Below are 16,786 nucleotides of genomic sequence, written 5' to 3' on the forward strand. Positions count from 1 at the left end.
TCTCTATATTAATAGTTAGAAGGTCTTTTTTATTTAGCTCACAGAGAGAGAATTTTCGTAATATAAATTTAAAGGAGCAAACTATGTTAAATAACAAACGATTATTTACTTCAGAGTCTGTTACAGAAGGACACCCAGATAAAATCGCTGACCAAGTGTCAGATGCAATATTAGATGCTATTTTAAAAGACGACCCAAATGCACGTGTAGCTTGTGAAACAACTGTTACAACAGGTATGGCATTGATCGCCGGCGAAATTTCTACAACAACATATGTTGATATTCCGAAAGTTGTTAGAGAAACAATCAAAGAAATTGGATACACAAGAGCAAAATATGGTTATGATTATGAAACAATGGCAATTTTAACTGCGATTGATGAACAATCACCTGACATTGCACAAGGCGTGGATAAAGCATTAGAGTATCGTGATAAAGATAGCGAAGAAGAAATTGAAGCAACAGGTGCAGGTGACCAAGGTTTAATGTTTGGTTACGCAACGAATGAAACAGAAACGTATATGCCTCTAGCAATTTATTTATCACATCAATTGGCAAAACGTTTATCAGATGTGCGTAAAGATGGTACGTTAAATTATTTACGACCAGACGGTAAAGTTCAGGTCACTGTTGAATATGATGAAAATGATAACCCTGTACGTATTGATACGATTGTCGTATCAACACAACATGCTGAGGATGTGACACTTGAACAAATTCAAGAAGACATTAAAGCTCATGTCATTTATCCAACTGTTCCAGAAAACTTGATTAATGAACAAACTAAATTCTACATCAATCCTACAGGACGCTTTGTAATTGGTGGACCTCAAGGTGATGCAGGATTAACAGGACGTAAAATCATTGTTGATACGTACGGTGGCTATGCACGTCATGGTGGCGGATGCTTCAGTGGTAAGGATCCTACAAAAGTAGACCGTTCAGCTGCATATGCTGCACGTTATGTGGCTAAAAATATTGTTGCAGCAGGTTTAGCAGATCAATGTGAAGTACAATTGGCATATGCGATTGGTGTTGCAGAACCAGTGTCAATTGCAATTGATACATTTGGAACAGGTAAAGTTTCTGAAGGACAACTTGTCGAAGCAGTTAGAAAACACTTTGACCTAAGACCTGCAGGTATTATTAAAATGCTTGATTTGAAACAACCGATTTACAAACAAACTGCTGCTTATGGTCATTTTGGACGTACAGATGTCTTATTCCCATGGGAAAAATTAGACAAAGTGGAAGAATTAAAAGACGCAGTAAAATAATAAGATGAATTGAATATAGCTAAATAAAAGATTTTCGGTATATAAATGATAATATGTATCGAAAATCTTTAGCTTTTCTATTATAATTAAAGTTATTCATATATTAAAAAGGAGCGTTGTTGTGATGGATTTATCTTCACCGGTAGTCATTGGACTCATTATTGCAGTAGTCATTGCATTAATCTTTTTTGTCCTTTTCTTAGTTGCCTTAGGTAGTAAGAAAAAAGTTAAGCGACAAACAGAAGAAAAGTATGAACAACAAGAACAAAACATTAAAAAGTCTCATGAAGAAGCTTTAGAGAAAGAGCGTATTCAAAATAAAAAGACAATTACAAAACAACAAGAAGATTATAATCACATGGTTAGTACAAAAGATCGTGAGATTGACGCATTAAAATTGTTCTCGAAAAATCATAGTGAATATGTAACGGACATGAGATTAATTGGTATTCGTGAAAGATTAGTTAAAGAAAAACGAATTCGACCAGAAGATATGCACATTATGGCAAATATCTTTTTACCAAAGGATGGCTTTAATAATATTGAACGAATTAGTCATTTAGTATTAACAAGAACTGGTCTTTATATTATTGATTCTCAATTGTTAAAAGGTCATGTTTATAATGGTATTAGTGGCGGTCAATTTAAAGATTTACCACCAATGGAACAAGTATTTGATACATTAGATTTAGATAAATCTAGACCGCAAACTATTGTGATGGATCAAAATGATGACAAACGTTCATTATCATTTGTAAATTATTCAGATCAAATTGAGGCGATTAAACAATTGGCTGAAGACTTACAAAAACATTTAGGTGCTAAATATACACCGACTTCAATTTTATACTTTAATCCTAAAAATGAAGGTGATGTAACGATTTCAAATTATAATCAAAATAGTGCTGTCAAAGTGCTTGTTGGTGCTGAACAATTAGACGAGTTCTTTAACAAATTTGTATTCCATGGTCGTATTCAATACAACGTGGAAGACTTACAACAAATGATGGATAAAATTGAATCATTCAATTAAATGTTAGGCTGAAGTGATGACTATATGTTGTTACTTCGGCTTTTTTAGTTTGTCATAAATTAAACAGAATTACTTTTACAATTTGATTAATATTTGAGAGATATTACTAGAATTTTAGTGGTTGATTGCTATAAGTGTTTTTTCTCATGTATTCAACTCAGATTTGTTATGATAACAGGGTATAATACATCAAAAAGGTGAGGCGATATTTATGGAGGTTAAAACATTTTATAATGGAAACGCGATGCCACAAATTGGTTTAGGGACATTTCGTGTGGAAAATGATGAAAATTGCATGGAAAGTGTTAAGTATGCCATTGAACAAGGATATCGTAGTATTGATACCGCAAAAGTTTATGGGAATGAAGAACAAGTAGGTGCTGGCATTCGTGCCGGATTGGAATCAACTGGTATTGCTAGAGAAGACTTATTTATTACTTCAAAATTATATTTTGAGGATTTTGGTCGTGAAAATGTAGCAGCTGCTTACGAAGCTAGTTTATCTAGATTAGGTTTAAAATACTTAGATTTGTATCTAGTTCATTGGCCAGGTACGAACGAAGCCGTAATGGTTGATACATGGAAAGGTATGGAAGATTTATATAAAAATAATAAAGTTAAAAATATAGGTGTCAGCAATTTTGAACCTGAACATTTGGAAGCTTTGTTGGCACAAGTGTCAATTAAACCTGTAATTAATCAGGTTGAATATCATCCATATTTAACGCAACATAAATTGAAATTATATTTGGTAGCACAACATATCGTGATGGAATCTTGGTCACCATTGATGAATGCACAAATTTTAAATGATGAGACAATTAAAGACATTGCTCAAGAATTAGGAAAGTCACCTGCCCAAGTTGTTTTAAGATGGAATGTGCAACATGGTGTGGTTACAATCCCTAAATCGGTAACACCAAACAGAATCTCTGAAAACTTCCAAATATTTGATTTCGAATTATCAGATGAACAAATGACGCGAATTGATGGTTTAAATCAAGATAAGAGAATTGGACCTGATCCAAAAACTTTTGAAGGATAGATTAAAATCGCTTAACTGATGAAAAGGTTAGATGAATTGTCAACGTTAGGTAATAGCAATATTGCTTAACGTTTTTATTTTCGACTAGTTTGGAGAATTTATTGACATTCACATTATTTAAACGGCAACAAAGATTATTGAATTTTGGTAGGCATTATATGGTGCTAAAAAATTTGCATGAAAATTAAAAAATGCTTCGGTCAGGAAGGTGTCGTAATTTACCTATTTGCTGAATGAAGCATTTTATTTTTAAATATGATAGCCAATATAACAAGCTATAAATCCAATGATGAATTGTAAAAGTGAATAATTGAGAAAAAGCTTAATATTAAATTTTGGCGTCATCATTAGTGTAAGTTCCTTGGCTAACGTTGAGAAAGTTGTTAAGCCACCTAAAAAACCGGTAACAAAGAACGCAGGGAACCATGAGATTGAAATTGATAAGCCTATAGTTAAACCAATTAAAAAACTACCAATAAGATTTACTATCAATGTTGCGATAGGTAACTTTGAAGTAAATTTATGATTATAATAATCCGTAATGGCACTTCTAGCAATTGCACCCAAACCGCCGCCAATCATGACTAAAATGATTGATATCATGATAAACCACCACCTAGTTTTATACCGACGTAACATAACAAAATACCAAAGACATAACTTGTTATAGCATATAGTAGTAAAGTTATAAATTGTTGATGATCAAACATATGTATTAATTCTAATTGAAATGTTGAAAAAGTCGTTAAAGCACCAAGAAAACCAGTCGTAATAGCTTTTTTTAGGGTCGGATGGTTTGAAAAAAATGTAATTGTTAAGGCTGTTAGCAATCCCATTACAAAGGCACCAGTCAAATTGGCTACCAGTGTTCCGATTGGAAAACCTCCGTCAGTATTCAGAAAAGAAATGAGGTAACGTAATAAAGCGCCTAAAGCACCACCGATAAAAATATATACATATTGCATTTGCTTCACCTCGAAAAGAAGTAGTTTGAATTTAAAAAAGAGGTTTTGGCAACGCGACGACAAAAATTGTCGATGCATTATCAAACCTCATTATATGTTATATCTTGTTGTATAACTATAGCGATTAGATGTATAGTTATGATTTCGAAAATCTAATATTTTTTATACGCAACAACGTCATCAAATTGAATTACTTATTATGGCGTGATACATTGTATTGTTTTGTATTAAGGCTACATTGACATTTAATCTTTTTTAAATAAAGCCGAATGTACGAACAATTGAAAAGATATGTACTAAAATAACGATTAGAATAATCCATGGCAAACTTTTACTCGCAATTCTAATCCAATCTGCATCAGGCTTTAGTGATTTAATTGAACGATCTGCAAAAATTATAGACAAAATTAGTACAATGGAGTTAATAACACTGCAGAAAAGTATTAATTTAATAAAAGAATTAAAAAGTCCGCTTAGGAAAACGTTATTTGTATTAAAGAAAAAGCTTAAAATAATCATTAAGCTAGATAAGTAAAAGTATTTTTTTGAACGAGACATGCTAGACCTCCTGGATGGTTATCATTTACATATCGTATCATAAACAATCATAAAACAATAGTTTAATTACCTTGTTGACACAATGTTGCTAAAGTCATTTTTAAAAAATATAGGCAAAAAATTAGCTATATATTATAAAAGCGTGATATAAATGTTTTATATAACAAAGAAATAAAAATCATTTTTTACAAATGGTTGTAAGAAAAAGACATGCAGATGTTGTTAAATTTTAATAAGAATCAAGGAGGCTATATTATATGGCTAAACTAAATGTAGAAGTATTTGCGGACGGTGCAGATATTGAAGAAATGAAAGCAGCTTATAAAAACAAACAAGTGGATGGTTTTACAACAAATCCTAGTTTAATGGCGAAAGCGGGCGTAACAGATTACAAAGCTTTTGCTGAAGAAGCTGTGAAAGAAATTCCAGATGCTTCAATTTCATTTGAAGTATTTGCAGACGATTTAGAAACTATGGAAAAAGAAGCAGCAATTTTAAAACAATATGGCGAAAATGTATTTGTTAAAATTCCTATTGTAAATACAAAAGGTGAATCAACGATTCCTTTAATTAAAAAACTTTCAGCTGACAATGTGAGATTAAACGTTACGGCTGTTTACACAATTGAACAAGTTAAAGAAATAACTGAAGCAGTAACTGAAGGTGTGCCAACATATGTTTCAGTATTTGCAGGACGTATTGCAGATACAGGCGTAGATCCATTACCATTAATGAAAGAGGCTGTAAAAGTTACGCATAGTAAAGACGGCGTTAAATTATTATGGGCAAGTTGCCGCGAATTATTCAATGTGATTCAAGCTGATGAAATTGGTGCAGATATTATTACATGCCCAGCAGATGTTGTGAAAAAAGTGAATACAAACTTAGGTCGCGATATTAACGAATTATCAGTAGATACAGTTAAAGGCTTTGCGAAAGATATTCAATCTTCAGGTCTTTCTATTCTATAATATATAAATATATTTAAACCCTCATAGGCATTGTGCTTATGGGGGTTTTCCATCATAGTTATTAATGAAGTTGAAGTCAAAATTCAGCTAAGTAAAAGCTCGAGTTATAAAAAGTCTAAATTGATTCAACAGAAGTAGTAAAGGAAATTAGTCTCGCGTATTTTAGAAAATGAATAAAAACAATTACTATATGCAACTCAAGAATAAAATATTATTTAAGCCACATACCTATAGAGTACAAAATATACAAGTTGTACTTATATATAGGTATGTGACTTTTGATTTTAAGCGTAAAGTAAAAGTTGTTATGTTTGTATTAGTTCTAAATTATTTTGCACTTGATGACATGTATTTTTGAGTTTAAGTGGTGACTCAAGTTCAATAAAATAAATATTAGATAGATAATTTGAAAATAATATGAAAGGTTATCTCAAAATTATCCCCATATTATAAAGAGCAGAGCTAATAAGTTATTTAAGAAGTGCATGAATATTACCACTTCTAATCGTTTTGTTTTTATATAAATTAGGCCAAAAATCAAACCAGAATATAAGTAAGGTAAATAACCAATCCAAGTGTCAGATTCGTGTAATGATGCAAAAACTAAACTAGACACAAGTAACCCTAAAAACAAGTGTTTTCTGAATATAACCCTTATTATCATACCGCGAAAAACAATTTCTTCCACAATAGCGGGGATGATGGTAACAGTGAAAATAGAAATATAGAATGGTGTATTTCGTATTTCATGCTCTAATTGTTGTTCATTTGCCGGTACGTCATGAAAATATAAATAAAGATTATCTAACCCATAAATTAATAGTGCACCACCTATAATATAAATAACTTGATACAATGTTAATTTTTTAAAAGAGAATAAATTGATTTTGAATAGCCTCAATAGAATTAAACCTACTAATACAATCAGCATGCTATAAAGTAAATGTACTTCACTGACAACTATGCCGATAAATAAAATGATAGTAATAAAAAATGCTGCCATTAAAGTTAAAAAATAATTTCCTCGTGTAACCGATAAATCATCGTAAAAAAAGTCTTTGAATTTTTGCATGCTAAATCCTTTCTTTTCATTTTTTAAAATTAATTTTGAATGCAATATGGTTAAGGCTAGATTCATTATATATGAAACATTTATACGATTAAAATTTATCATTGTACTTACCTAAAAAGCATTAGTTTGAAAAAATTAGCAGACTGTATTTTAGCGTCAAATCAACATAAATGAAATTGTAATATGGATTTTTGTAGATTTGATACATATATTTCTGTAAAATATATAAAATACACTTTCAATTGACGCTAATGTTTAAAATTACGTCAATATTATAAAGGAGAGAAATCCTTAATTATGAATAAAGCATCATTTGATAAAAAAGTTAAAAAGCAATTATGGTTTTTGAACAAGAAGGAGAAACAAGCATTAGATCAACGATTGTCTTCTATATCTGATGATGACAGCGTTAACTTAAATAAGCCTGTTACCTTTGCTAATGCTTACTTAAGACAAAATGTATTTCGAAATAAAGAAACAAAAAGTTATAGTATGTTTGTTACATTAGTAGTGATGATGTTTGCTTATGTTGCTTTATTAGGCTTGTTTTTATTTGGGCTAATAACAAGTCTATCTGGCGTACAATTTTTCGTTAGTCCTAAGGTAGATTTATCTACAACTGTTGTTATTTTAACAATTATTGGAGCGATTTTATTAATGATTGTTAGCATATATTTTATAAAAATTGTGACATCATACTTTACTAAGAAACTTTTAGAAATTAAATTTAATTCGAAATAGTATTTTCAATGAAGTGCTTCAAAGCTAAACTTTCATGACATTTTTTTGAAACTAGAGAAAATGGCTCATCAACTTCTAGCTGAATGCCTTCTTGAAAATGTATTAATGTTGAATTCTCTATGGCAGTCATACCAACAATATAATGTGCATTGATATAAATTTGTATCGGTGCACGTTTATGTTTTAACGGAAAAAGTATAGTTTTTGCGTTGATGTAAATGGGAACCAGTTTATTAATATTTAGTATGTTTTTTGCAGTCTCAATTAGCACACTTTGTGATGATAAATGCAATTTCGCATAATATGAAACGAGTTTGTTAATTGGAACTTTAAGAATGTAATCACAATGTAAAAAGACACAATTTGTTTCGAGATGGTTTGAAGTAGCAGTTTGGATATAAAGTAGATATTTAGTAGAATTGTCTTGCAAATATAGTACTCCTCGTATAATAAGTTGTTAATTTAATGGTTAAAATAAATTTATATGAAGATGTTAGGGTGTTTCAACATCATTAACACATCGACCGAAATTTCACAATAAACTATTTAAAATTATGTTGGCATTTACGCTTAACGGATGTCTTAATTAATTTAATCGTTGAAAGCGATAATGACATGATTTCAGCAATTTCAAATTGCTTGTATCCTTCAAGGTATAGTTTGAGCCATAGTCTTTCTTTATGATTTAAAAACTTGAAGATATCTTGTAAACGAAGGTCATGTTCATTAAAGTATGTTGGTTGTTCAGTTAATGTTGGTGAATTATTCTCACATAAAATGACATCTTTTAATTGATTTTGTTGTCTGAATAAATCGATAAGGTAAAAATTTAATCGAGTGAATAAAAAAGAGGATAAAGATTGCTTGCTTGAGGGTTTATATATCTGACTCAATTGCCACATTTTTATCAAGAGTAGTTGATAATACTCATCATAATTATAGCTAATATTATATTTTTTTAAAAGATGGTGTATGATTTTGTGGTGTTTGTTGTATACGTCATTAAATTTCAAGTAGTCATTCTCCAAGTTATACGTATAACAAATATTTCCGGATAAAGTTAGAATAAAATATTTAGAAAAATCATTCATTTGCGTAATCGCTAAATTAAGTGTTAAATATAAGACATAAGTAATTAATTTAATGTGATATGATGTATTATTACTTTGCTAAATAGTAGATAGAACAAAATTTGTAATCGGGAGGTAACAATGGATTACGCACATTTAAATTTAGAACATTTTTTTGCACGAAACGACGATTTAGATGTTATTAGAGATCGTGCTGATTTCGTGATGATAAATAACTTCACTAATGAAATGATGTATCGTGATGGTCAAATTGAAGGTACGATTGATTTAAATCAGTACTATTATAAAAATAGATCAAATGCAGCAAGTTTTATTATGATGGATTATAAAAAAGAAACTAAGTAAACGAACAAGAGAATTTTTTGTTTTTTAATACGTGAATAATAAGATTATTGATATAAAGGTTTTCAAAGGTTATACAAAAAGATAAAACATTTATGATTCGTAGATCAACGTAAAGTAATATTGATAAATCGTTTAAAACGTTTCATTTACATTACTGTTTATTTATGAATATGTAACAATGCATAGATAAAATTGTTAAACGGTTTTAATAATGTTAAACTTTATTATCGTAGTCAAACTGAATGTATAACAACAATGACCTAAGAGGTGTGGATATGAATAAACACAAGAAAGGTTCTATTTTTGGAATAATAGGACTTGTTGTCATATTTGCTGTTGTCTCATTTTTATTTTTCTCAATGATATCCGATCAGATATTTTTCAAACATGTTAAATCAGACATTAAGATTGAAAAGTTAAATGTTACATTAAACGATGCAGCAAAGAAACAAATAAATAATTATACGAGTCAACAGGTATCAAATAAAAAGAATGATGCATGGAGAGATGCATCTGCAACTGAAATTAAAAGTACAATGGATAGCGGTACTTTTATCGATAATGAAAAGCAAAAATATCAATTTTTAGATTTATCAAAGTATCAAGGGATTGATAAAAATAGAATTAAACGTATGTTAGTAGATAGACCAACGTTATTGAAACATACGGATGATTTCTTAAAAGCTGCTAAAGATAAGCACGTTAACGAAGTTTATTTAATTTCACATGCATTATTAGAAACTGGCGCAGTTAAAAGTGAATTAGCTAATGGAGTCGAAATTGATGGCAAAAAATACTACAATTTCTATGGAGTAGGAGCCCTTGATAAAGACCCAATTAAAACAGGTGCAGAATATGCTAAAAAGCATGGTTGGGATACACCTGAAAAAGCTATTTCAGGCGGTGCTGATTTCATTCATAAGCACTTCTTATCAAGCACAGATCAAAATACATTGTATAGTATGAGATGGAATCCAAAAAATCCAGGAGAACATCAATATGCTACTGATATTAAGTGGGCAGAAAGTAATGCAACAATTATCGCTGACTTTTATAAGAACATGAAGACTGAAGGAAAATACTTCAAATACTTTGTGTATAAAGATGACAGTAAACATTTGAATAAGTAATTTGATAAGCTATGAGTTGTTTTTTTGACTCGGACATACTAAAAAGACGCTTTCTATCTTGTTTTGATAGAAAGCGTCTTTTTATATTAAAGAGAGATATTGATTGATAATTCCGCCAATGCAAGTTGGCGGGGCCCCAACATAGAGAAATTGGAACACCAATTTCTACAGGCAATACAAGTTGGGGCAGGACATCAATAAAGAATTACTTTTTCTTTAGAAATTAGTATTTCTTATGCATGAGTTTTACTCATGTATTCCTATTTTTAAGTACACATTAGCTATAGCTAATGATAAAGAGCCACTGCATAATAAATCATTAGTGTTTTTTATCATTTCTGTCCCACTCTCATCGTGATTTGAAATTTTCAATTGCGATTTTAATTTCATCTCTCACACGTTGGAACTCTGACCAAGGCTTGCCTGCAGGATCATCAAATCCCCAATGTTCCTTCTTAACATTTGTTGGTAAAGAAGGGCAATTTACGTCTGCATCACTACATAATGTAACAACTAAATTTGAATTTTTAATAATATTATTATCGATTAAATCTGATGTATGATTTGATATATCAATGCCTACTTCTTTCATAGCTTCTATCGCTTTGGGATTAACACCGTGTGTTTCGATACCAGCAGAATATACATTCCAATCTTCCGCTAAGATTTGTTTAGCCCAACCTTCAGCCATTTGACTTCGACATGAGTTGCCTGTACATATAAAATAAATTGTTTTTTTAGTCATAACAATCTCCTAATTAATTAAAATATGATAAGTGTTAGATACAACCCTATGAGTGTTATAAATAGTACTGGAATTGTAATGATGATACCAGTTTTAAAGTATGTGCCCCAAGAAATCTTAACATCTTTTTGTGTTAAGACGTGTAACCACAGTAATGTAGCTAAAGAGCCTATCGGTGTAATTTTTGGACCTAAATCAGAACCGATAACATTCGCATAAATTAGGCCTTCTTTTAACAAGCCATGGACATTTGATTGACCAATAGCAATCGCATCTATTAAAACTGTAGGCATATTATTCATTATTGATGATAAAAATGCTGAAATGAAGCCCATTCCCAAAATGGTGCTAAATAGACCGTAATTGGAAATATATTCTAATATTTTAGCCAATATTAAAGTAATGCCAGCATTTCTTAAGCCGAATACGACGATATACATACCAATTGAAAATAATACTATATTCCAAGGTGCGCCCTTAATGACTTCCTTAATATTTACAGCATTTGATTTACGAGCCAACATTAGAAATATAAAAGCAATGATTCCAGTGAAAATTGATACCGGAATTTTAGTAAATTCACTGATTAGATAGCCGAAAAGTAATATAACTAGCATAATCCATGAAATTTTAAATAGCTTTAAATCATTAATGGCATCTTTAGGACGCTTTATTTTATTATCATCAAACGTTTTAGGTATCGCTTTTCTAAAATATATCCACAATACTATAATACTTGCTAAAAGTGAGAATAAATTAGGTATAATCATTCTACTAAAATATCGAACGAATCCTACATGAAAATAATCAGCAGATATAATATTCACTAGATTACTTACAATTAAAGGTAAAGACGTTGTATCAGCAATAAAACCACTTGCAATAATAAATGGAAATATTGCGCGCTTATTAAATCCAATATTTTTAACCATCGCTAATACAATAGGCGTTAAGATTAACGCTGCGCCATCATTTGCGAAAAATGCAGCAACAATGGCACCCAATAATATGATATAAACGAACATTTTTAAACCATTGCCTTTTGAAGCATGAAGCATGTGAATAGCTGACCATTCGAATAATCCAACTTTATCTAATATAAATGAAATAAGAATGACTGAGACAAAAGTCAAAGTAGCATTCCAAACAATACCTGTTACTTCGAAAACATCGGAAAAACTTACAACACCAGTAATAATAGCAATAAAGGCACCAGTTAATGCGGTAATGCCAATATCTAGGCCTTTAGGTTGCCATAATACAAATAATAAAGTTACTAGAAAAATGAGTGTCGCTAAAGTTGTCATCATTAGCATTCACCAGTCTTAAGGTTATGACAAATACATCGTTGGTTAGAGGTATGAACCTTAGACAAGTTATTAATTACGGACTCAAAAATATTATGATTAAGCTGGTATAAATGTTTATTTCCGATTTTTCGTGTCGTAACTAAGTTGGTTTTTACTAATGCTTTCATATGATAGCTAAGTGTGGGTTGAGAGAATTGAAAATGTTCTAACAAATCACAAGCACATAACTCTCCACAAGAAAGTAAATCTAGTATTTCTAATCTGCTTGAATCTGATAAAACTTTTAAATATGTTGCTAGTTCTTTATACGTCATAACATACCTCCTAGACGTTAAATAGATTATCATCTATATAGATGAATGTCTATGTTTCTCTGGTATATTACATGATATGACTATGTAATCTAAATTTGGTTTTAGTATTAAAAGGGTATTAAAGATAAATATAGATATTGATTTTGCAAATTATACTCTTTGTTTTGCATTGAAAAAGGTGATTAGCCATATCTTGAGTGTATGACCAATCACCTTAGTTGAATTTATTTTGTAATCAAGGGTATTGATTAAGAAGCTTTGTTTTTACGACTAAAAATCATAAATAGAATTACTAATGAGATTAATATCTTTGCTATAAATTTCAATTTAATTCACCTCGTTAAAAATATTTTAACACAAACACTAAGGTTGATATTAAATGAAAAGTTTTAAATGGTTTAGTGGTTGTGAAAGTGAAATAATAGCTTACCTTAATAAATTTTATTAAAAATACCAAATTGCTATAATTATAGGTAATAGTTTAAATATAATATTTTGAATTACAAAAGGATGGATGATATATGCGAGTAGCAATAATAGGCATGGGAACTGCTGGTGTAAGTGTATTGAGAGAGTTAGTTAAGCACCCGAAATTTAATCAATTAGATATAGATTTATACGATGATAAAGTAAATATGGGACAGGGCGTACCATTTCAAAATGATAGTTCTGAGCTGCTAATTAATATGCCTTCGAAAAAGATGAGTTTAAATTTAGATGATGAGACTGAATTTTGGAAGTGGTATAAACAACAAACTGATTTTAATTTTGATGAGCCTACATATTTACCGAGATTTGTATTCGGACATTATATGAAATCTTATTTATCTATGTTCACGAAAAAATATCCAAATATATCAACTATTTATAATAAAGTTCAAGAGATTTATACAAATTCTAATATTGATGAAACGAATTTAACTTATTACATATGTACTACAAATTCAGAACAATCATGGCAAGCGTACGATTATGTATTTTTAACATGTGGTACATTTGCCTACCATGATCCATATAACTTAAAGGGTAAAAAAGGATATATCGCTACGCCTTATCCAACATATAATACGTTAGACGAAGTAAATGAACAGGACGATATTGCGATTATTGGTACAGGCCTTGCCAGCTTAGATGTTGTTCGTTATGTTGCTGCTCATCATCCGAAATTACCAATTACTATGACGAGTCGTTCTGCAAATTTACCAAGTGTAAGAGGTACTATGATAGACGTGACATTCAAGTACTTAACTAAAGACAAATTAAATGACATTAAAAAACATCATTTCGGAAATGCACCGCTTGATACTTTAGTTTCTTTATTTTTAAAAGAATGTGCTGAATATGACATTGATTTTAAAAAATTAGTACATAGACGTACAGGAAATCATATTGCAGATTTGAAGTATGATTTAGCGCGTCCAACAGAAATGGGCATTTTCCAAAGTATGATTGAACATTTGAAAGAGAATTTAAATTGGATATGGAATAGCTTAAGTATTGAAGACCAACATCAATTTAATCAAAAATACTCAAAGATGATTCAATTAAATTCAAATCCAATGCCTCCAAGAACTGCTGAACTAATTATTGAATTAATAGAAAATAAGTCTTTAATTTTGAAAAAAGATTTAGAAGATGTGAAACATGATGGCAAGTTGTATTATTTTTCATACAAAAACCAAGAATCAGTAGACATATATAATGTTGTCATTAACGCGACAGGTGCAAAAAGTCATTTAAATGAATTGGATCAAGATGATCAATTAATTAAAAATCTTGAAAATAGACAAATTGTACAAGCACATCCAATGGGAGGCATACAAATCATACCTGAAACCAATCAAGTTATTAGTCCAAGGTTTGGAACATTAACAAATATGATTGCGATAGGTCAAATGACAAACGGTGTTAATAAACTACGAAATGGTGTGAAAATGATAGTAGAACAAGTTGCGCATACAGTATCTCAATTATATGATGCTTTAGAATCGAATGAGCAACAACAGCACAGTGACAATTAATAATTTGTAACTAGAAGATAATAAAGAGAACGCTCTATAGAGACGAATTGAAGGTTTGCTTTTAATGTCTGTTAGTAAGAATCATATCAATGAGATGCCTATAGTAGTCAGATTATATTAAATTAAAACCGTCATTAATTGTTTTTTCAGAAAACATATAGTATCATTTTAAATGTAGTTGACATACTACGTACTCAAATAATCTATAACAATTTCATATATAATTCTTTCGGGGCAGGGTGAAATTCCCAACCGGCAGTAAATAAAGCCTGCGACCTGCTAATATGTTTCATATTAGTGGCTGATCTAGTGAGATTCTAGAGCCGACAGTTAAAGTCTGGATGGGAGAAAGAATGTTAATTATCGACAAAGATAATGTAGCGTATTTGTAAAAATGTGTACAAATAGGCTTATTTAACGATAAATTTTTCTCCTTGCATCTTAATTCATGATGTGAGGATTTTTGTTTATAGAGGTGATCATTTGAGTCAATTTATGGATTATGCGATTCAACTTGCAAATATGGTACAAGGTCAAACAGGTGTTAATCCACCCGTTGGCGCTGTTGTAGTTAAAGAAGGTAGGATTGTCGGTATTGGTGCACACTTGAGAAAAGGTGACAAGCATGCGGAGGTTCAAGCACTTGATATGGCACAACAAAATGCTGAAGGTGCGACGATTTATATTACGTTAGAGCCATGTAGTCATTTTGGTTCAACACCACCCTGTGTTAACAAAATAATTGATTGTAAGATAGCTAAAGTAGTTTACGCAACAAAAGACAATTCGTTAGATACACATGGTGATGATACGTTACGGGATCACGGTATTGAGGTTGAATGCGTTGATGATGAACGTGCATCACAATTATACCAAGACTTTTTTAAAGCAAAAGCAAAGCAACTGCCACAAATTACAGTGAAAGTATCTGCAAGTTTAGATGGTAAACAAGCGAATGATAATGGACAAAGTCAATGGATTACTAACAAAGAGGTTAAACAAGATGTCTATAAGTTAAGACATCGACACGACGCAGTGTTAACTGGAAGACGTACAGTTGAATTAGATGATCCACAATATACTACACGTATTCAAGATGGAAAAAACCCTATAAAAGTAATATTGTCTAAGTCTGGGAATATTCATTTTAATCAGCAAATTTATCAAGATGAATCAACACCAATTTGGATATATACAGAAAATCCAAATTTAACAACCAATCAAACACATATTGAAATTATTTACTTGAAGTCTTGTGATTTAACAACAATTCTTCACAATTTATATAAAAGAGGAGTTGGTACTTTGCTAGTCGAGGCAGGTCCAACCACTACATCAGAATTTCTCCAATCTAATTATATAGATGAATTTATTCTCTATTATGCCCCGAAATTAATTGGCGGATCTGGAAATTATCAATTTTATCAAACAAATGATGTGATTGAGATACCAGATGCGAACCAATTTGAAATTGTTCATTCCGAGTTATTAAATCAAAATGTTAAATTAACTTTACGAAAGAAGTGATGATGCATGTTTACTGGCATCGTTGAAGAAATAGGTGTCGTTAAAAGTGTTCAAATTCGTCAATCAGTCAGGACGATTGAAATCGAAGCGCATAAGATTACGGCAGATATGCATATTGGTGATTCCATCAGTGTTAATGGTGCATGTTTAACAGTGATTGATTTTGATCAGACATCTTTTACTGTTCAAGTAATTAAAGGCACTGAAAATAAAACCTATTTAGCAGATGTTAAGCGACAATCAGAAGTGAATTTAGAGCGTGCCATGAGTGGTAACGGTAGGTTTGGTGGACATTTTGTCCTCGGTCATGTAGATGAACTAGGAACAGTTTCAAAAATAAATGAAACAGCCAATGCCAAAATTATTACTATTCAATGTAGCCAACATATTAATAATCAGTTAGTTAAGCAAGGGTCTATTACTGTGGATGGTGTAAGTCTAACGGTATTTGATAAGCATGATAACAGTTTTGACATTCATCTTATTCCAGAAACGAGGCGTTCAACGATTTTATCATCCAAAAAATTAGGAGATAAAGTACATTTAGAAACAGACGTTTTGTTTAAATATGTTGAAAATATTTTAAATAAAGATAAAGACCAATTATCTGTAGATAAATTAAGAGCATTTGGTTTTTAGGA

The 16,786-nt window shown here is 30.8% G+C and carries 19 protein-coding genes and 1 riboswitch; of the genes, 10 read left to right on the forward strand and 9 right to left on the reverse strand.

The window, feature by feature from the left end:
* Positions 1–83 precede the first annotated feature (83 nt).
* From metK to JV528_RS06645, 3 genes are all read left to right on the forward strand, one after another.
* Positions 84–1,277 carry a methionine adenosyltransferase gene (metK, locus tag JV528_RS06635; RefSeq protein ID WP_000933822.1) on the forward strand — a complete coding sequence of 398 codons (1,194 nt, stop codon included), beginning with the start codon at positions 84–86 and terminating at the stop codon, positions 1,275–1,277.
* A gap of 124 nt (positions 1,278–1,401) precedes the next feature.
* Positions 1,402–2,310, forward strand: a complete 909-nt coding sequence (locus tag JV528_RS06640) for a nuclease-related domain-containing protein (protein WP_000366165.1) — start codon at positions 1,402–1,404, stop codon at positions 2,308–2,310.
* A 211-nt stretch (positions 2,311–2,521) separates the two neighbouring features.
* Positions 2,522–3,355, forward strand: coding sequence for an aldo/keto reductase (locus JV528_RS06645; protein WP_000453296.1), 834 nt, complete (start codon positions 2,522–2,524; stop codon positions 3,353–3,355).
* Between the two features lie 249 nt (positions 3,356–3,604).
* Here JV528_RS06645 and JV528_RS06650 read toward each other — a convergent pair whose 3' ends face one another.
* The 3 genes from JV528_RS06650 to JV528_RS06660 all read right to left on the reverse strand — a co-directional run bounded on the left by JV528_RS06650 (position 3,605) and on the right by JV528_RS06660 (position 4,878).
* Complete coding sequence (locus JV528_RS06650) at positions 3,605–3,958, reverse strand: fluoride efflux transporter FluC (RefSeq protein ID WP_000623483.1); 354 nt, start codon at positions 3,956–3,958, stop codon at positions 3,605–3,607.
* Complete coding sequence (gene crcB, locus JV528_RS06655) at positions 3,955–4,320, reverse strand: fluoride efflux transporter CrcB (protein ID WP_001200552.1); 366 nt, start codon at positions 4,318–4,320, stop codon at positions 3,955–3,957. Before crcB ends, JV528_RS06650 begins: the two co-directional genes overlap by 4 nt.
* A 255-nt stretch (positions 4,321–4,575) precedes the next feature.
* Positions 4,576–4,878 (reverse strand): hypothetical protein, encoded by a 303-nt coding sequence (locus JV528_RS06660; protein WP_000091445.1) that lies wholly within the window; start codon positions 4,876–4,878, stop codon positions 4,576–4,578.
* A 257-nt stretch (positions 4,879–5,135) separates the two neighbouring features.
* Between JV528_RS06660 and JV528_RS06665 the strand changes: the two genes are divergently transcribed.
* Positions 5,136–5,849, forward strand: coding sequence for a transaldolase (locus tag JV528_RS06665; RefSeq protein WP_001096494.1), 714 nt, complete (start codon positions 5,136–5,138; stop codon positions 5,847–5,849).
* 436 nt (positions 5,850–6,285) lie between these two features.
* Here JV528_RS06665 and sdpA read toward each other — a convergent pair whose 3' ends face one another.
* Complete coding sequence (gene sdpA / locus JV528_RS06670) at positions 6,286–6,921, reverse strand: CPBP family intramembrane glutamic endopeptidase SdpA (protein ID WP_001168909.1); 636 nt, start codon at positions 6,919–6,921, stop codon at positions 6,286–6,288.
* Between the two features lie 297 nt (positions 6,922–7,218).
* Here sdpA and JV528_RS06675 point away from each other — a divergent pair, with 297 nt between their 5' ends.
* Positions 7,219–7,662 (forward strand): hypothetical protein, encoded by a 444-nt coding sequence (locus JV528_RS06675; protein ID WP_001030469.1) that lies wholly within the window; start codon positions 7,219–7,221, stop codon positions 7,660–7,662.
* Here the strand turns inward: JV528_RS06675 and JV528_RS06680 are convergent.
* On the reverse strand, positions 7,649–8,092 hold the full coding sequence (locus JV528_RS06680) for a competence protein ComK (RefSeq protein WP_001153740.1): 444 nt from the start codon (positions 8,090–8,092) through the stop codon (positions 7,649–7,651). The two genes, JV528_RS06675 and JV528_RS06680, sit on opposite strands and share 14 nt — an antisense overlap.
* Positions 8,093–8,204: 112 nt before the next feature.
* On the reverse strand, positions 8,205–8,675 hold the full coding sequence (gene sigS / locus JV528_RS06685) for an RNA polymerase sigma factor SigS (RefSeq protein ID WP_000671045.1): 471 nt from the start codon (positions 8,673–8,675) through the stop codon (positions 8,205–8,207).
* A 198-nt stretch (positions 8,676–8,873) separates the two neighbouring features.
* Here sigS and JV528_RS06690 point away from each other — a divergent pair, with 198 nt between their 5' ends.
* Positions 8,874–9,098 (forward strand): hypothetical protein, encoded by a 225-nt coding sequence (locus JV528_RS06690; protein WP_000384171.1) that lies wholly within the window; start codon positions 8,874–8,876, stop codon positions 9,096–9,098.
* 275 nt (positions 9,099–9,373) lie between these two features.
* Entirely contained in the window at positions 9,374–10,228 is an 855-nt protein-coding gene (sagB, locus tag JV528_RS06695) for a peptidoglycan release complex glucosaminidase SagB (protein WP_204177687.1), read from the forward strand.
* 349 nt (positions 10,229–10,577) lie between these two features.
* On the opposite strand, the gene arsC is transcribed toward sagB, so the two are convergent.
* Genes arsC through JV528_RS06710 form a run of 3 tightly spaced genes read right to left on the reverse strand, consistent with a single transcriptional unit; the run spans position 10,578 to position 12,597 of the window.
* Positions 10,578–10,973, reverse strand: a complete 396-nt coding sequence (gene arsC / locus JV528_RS06700) for an arsenate reductase (thioredoxin) (protein WP_000163240.1) — start codon at positions 10,971–10,973, stop codon at positions 10,578–10,580.
* Positions 10,974–10,990: 17 nt separating this feature from the next.
* Complete coding sequence (gene arsB, locus JV528_RS06705) at positions 10,991–12,283, reverse strand: arsenite efflux transporter membrane subunit ArsB (RefSeq protein WP_000989108.1); 1,293 nt, start codon at positions 12,281–12,283, stop codon at positions 10,991–10,993.
* A complete protein-coding gene (locus JV528_RS06710) occupies positions 12,283–12,597 on the reverse strand; it encodes an ArsR/SmtB family transcription factor (RefSeq protein ID WP_000221190.1) in 315 nt (104 codons plus the stop codon). Before JV528_RS06710 ends, arsB begins: the two co-directional genes overlap by 1 nt.
* Positions 12,598–13,118: 521 nt before the next feature.
* On the opposite strand from JV528_RS06710, the gene JV528_RS06715 reads away from it, so the two are divergent.
* From JV528_RS06715 to JV528_RS06725, 3 genes are all read left to right on the forward strand, one after another.
* Positions 13,119–14,618, forward strand: coding sequence for an FAD/NAD(P)-binding protein (locus JV528_RS06715; protein WP_001261686.1), 1,500 nt, complete (start codon positions 13,119–13,121; stop codon positions 14,616–14,618).
* A 221-nt stretch (positions 14,619–14,839) separates the two neighbouring features.
* Positions 14,840–14,975: riboswitch (FMN riboswitch) on the forward strand.
* 126 nt (positions 14,976–15,101) lie between these two features.
* On the forward strand, positions 15,102–16,145 hold the full coding sequence (gene ribD / locus JV528_RS06720) for a bifunctional diaminohydroxyphosphoribosylaminopyrimidine deaminase/5-amino-6-(5-phosphoribosylamino)uracil reductase RibD (RefSeq protein ID WP_000077341.1): 1,044 nt from the start codon (positions 15,102–15,104) through the stop codon (positions 16,143–16,145).
* A gap of 6 nt (positions 16,146–16,151) precedes the next feature.
* The gene (locus JV528_RS06725; protein WP_000493886.1) at positions 16,152–16,784 is read left to right on the forward strand and encodes a riboflavin synthase; all 633 of its coding nucleotides are present in this window, start codon (positions 16,152–16,154) and stop codon (positions 16,782–16,784) included.
* The last annotated feature ends 2 nt before the right edge of the window (positions 16,785–16,786 follow it).

It is taken from the genome of Staphylococcus sp. GDB20D11A (assembly GCF_016893255.1).
Taxonomy (GTDB): Bacteria; Bacillota; Bacilli; order Staphylococcales; family Staphylococcaceae; genus Staphylococcus; species Staphylococcus aureus.

Coding starts and splice junctions, on each gene's coding strand:
- sagB (WP_204177687.1), top strand. CDS start 9,374: ATGAATAAACACAAGAAAGGTTCTATTTTTGGAATAATAGGACTTGTT.
- JV528_RS06640 (WP_000366165.1), top strand. CDS start 1,402: ATGGATTTATCTTCACCGGTAGTCATTGGACTCATTATTGCAGTAGTC.
- JV528_RS06665 (WP_001096494.1), top strand. CDS start 5,136: ATGGCTAAACTAAATGTAGAAGTATTTGCGGACGGTGCAGATATTGAA.
- arsC (WP_000163240.1), bottom strand. CDS start 10,973: ATGACTAAAAAAACAATTTATTTTATATGTACAGGCAACTCATGTCGA.
- metK (WP_000933822.1), top strand. CDS start 84: ATGTTAAATAACAAACGATTATTTACTTCAGAGTCTGTTACAGAAGGA.
- JV528_RS06660 (WP_000091445.1), bottom strand. CDS start 4,878: ATGTCTCGTTCAAAAAAATACTTTTACTTATCTAGCTTAATGATTATT.
- sdpA (WP_001168909.1), bottom strand. CDS start 6,921: ATGCAAAAATTCAAAGACTTTTTTTACGATGATTTATCGGTTACACGA.
- JV528_RS06715 (WP_001261686.1), top strand. CDS start 13,119: ATGCGAGTAGCAATAATAGGCATGGGAACTGCTGGTGTAAGTGTATTG.
- JV528_RS06690 (WP_000384171.1), top strand. CDS start 8,874: ATGGATTACGCACATTTAAATTTAGAACATTTTTTTGCACGAAACGAC.
- crcB (WP_001200552.1), bottom strand. CDS start 4,320: ATGCAATATGTATATATTTTTATCGGTGGTGCTTTAGGCGCTTTATTA.
- JV528_RS06645 (WP_000453296.1), top strand. CDS start 2,522: ATGGAGGTTAAAACATTTTATAATGGAAACGCGATGCCACAAATTGGT.
- arsB (WP_000989108.1), bottom strand. CDS start 12,283: ATGATGACAACTTTAGCGACACTCATTTTTCTAGTAACTTTATTATTT.
- JV528_RS06725 (WP_000493886.1), top strand. CDS start 16,152: ATGTTTACTGGCATCGTTGAAGAAATAGGTGTCGTTAAAAGTGTTCAA.
- JV528_RS06650 (WP_000623483.1), bottom strand. CDS start 3,958: ATGATATCAATCATTTTAGTCATGATTGGCGGCGGTTTGGGTGCAATT.
- JV528_RS06710 (WP_000221190.1), bottom strand. CDS start 12,597: ATGACGTATAAAGAACTAGCAACATATTTAAAAGTTTTATCAGATTCA.
- JV528_RS06675 (WP_001030469.1), top strand. CDS start 7,219: ATGAATAAAGCATCATTTGATAAAAAAGTTAAAAAGCAATTATGGTTT.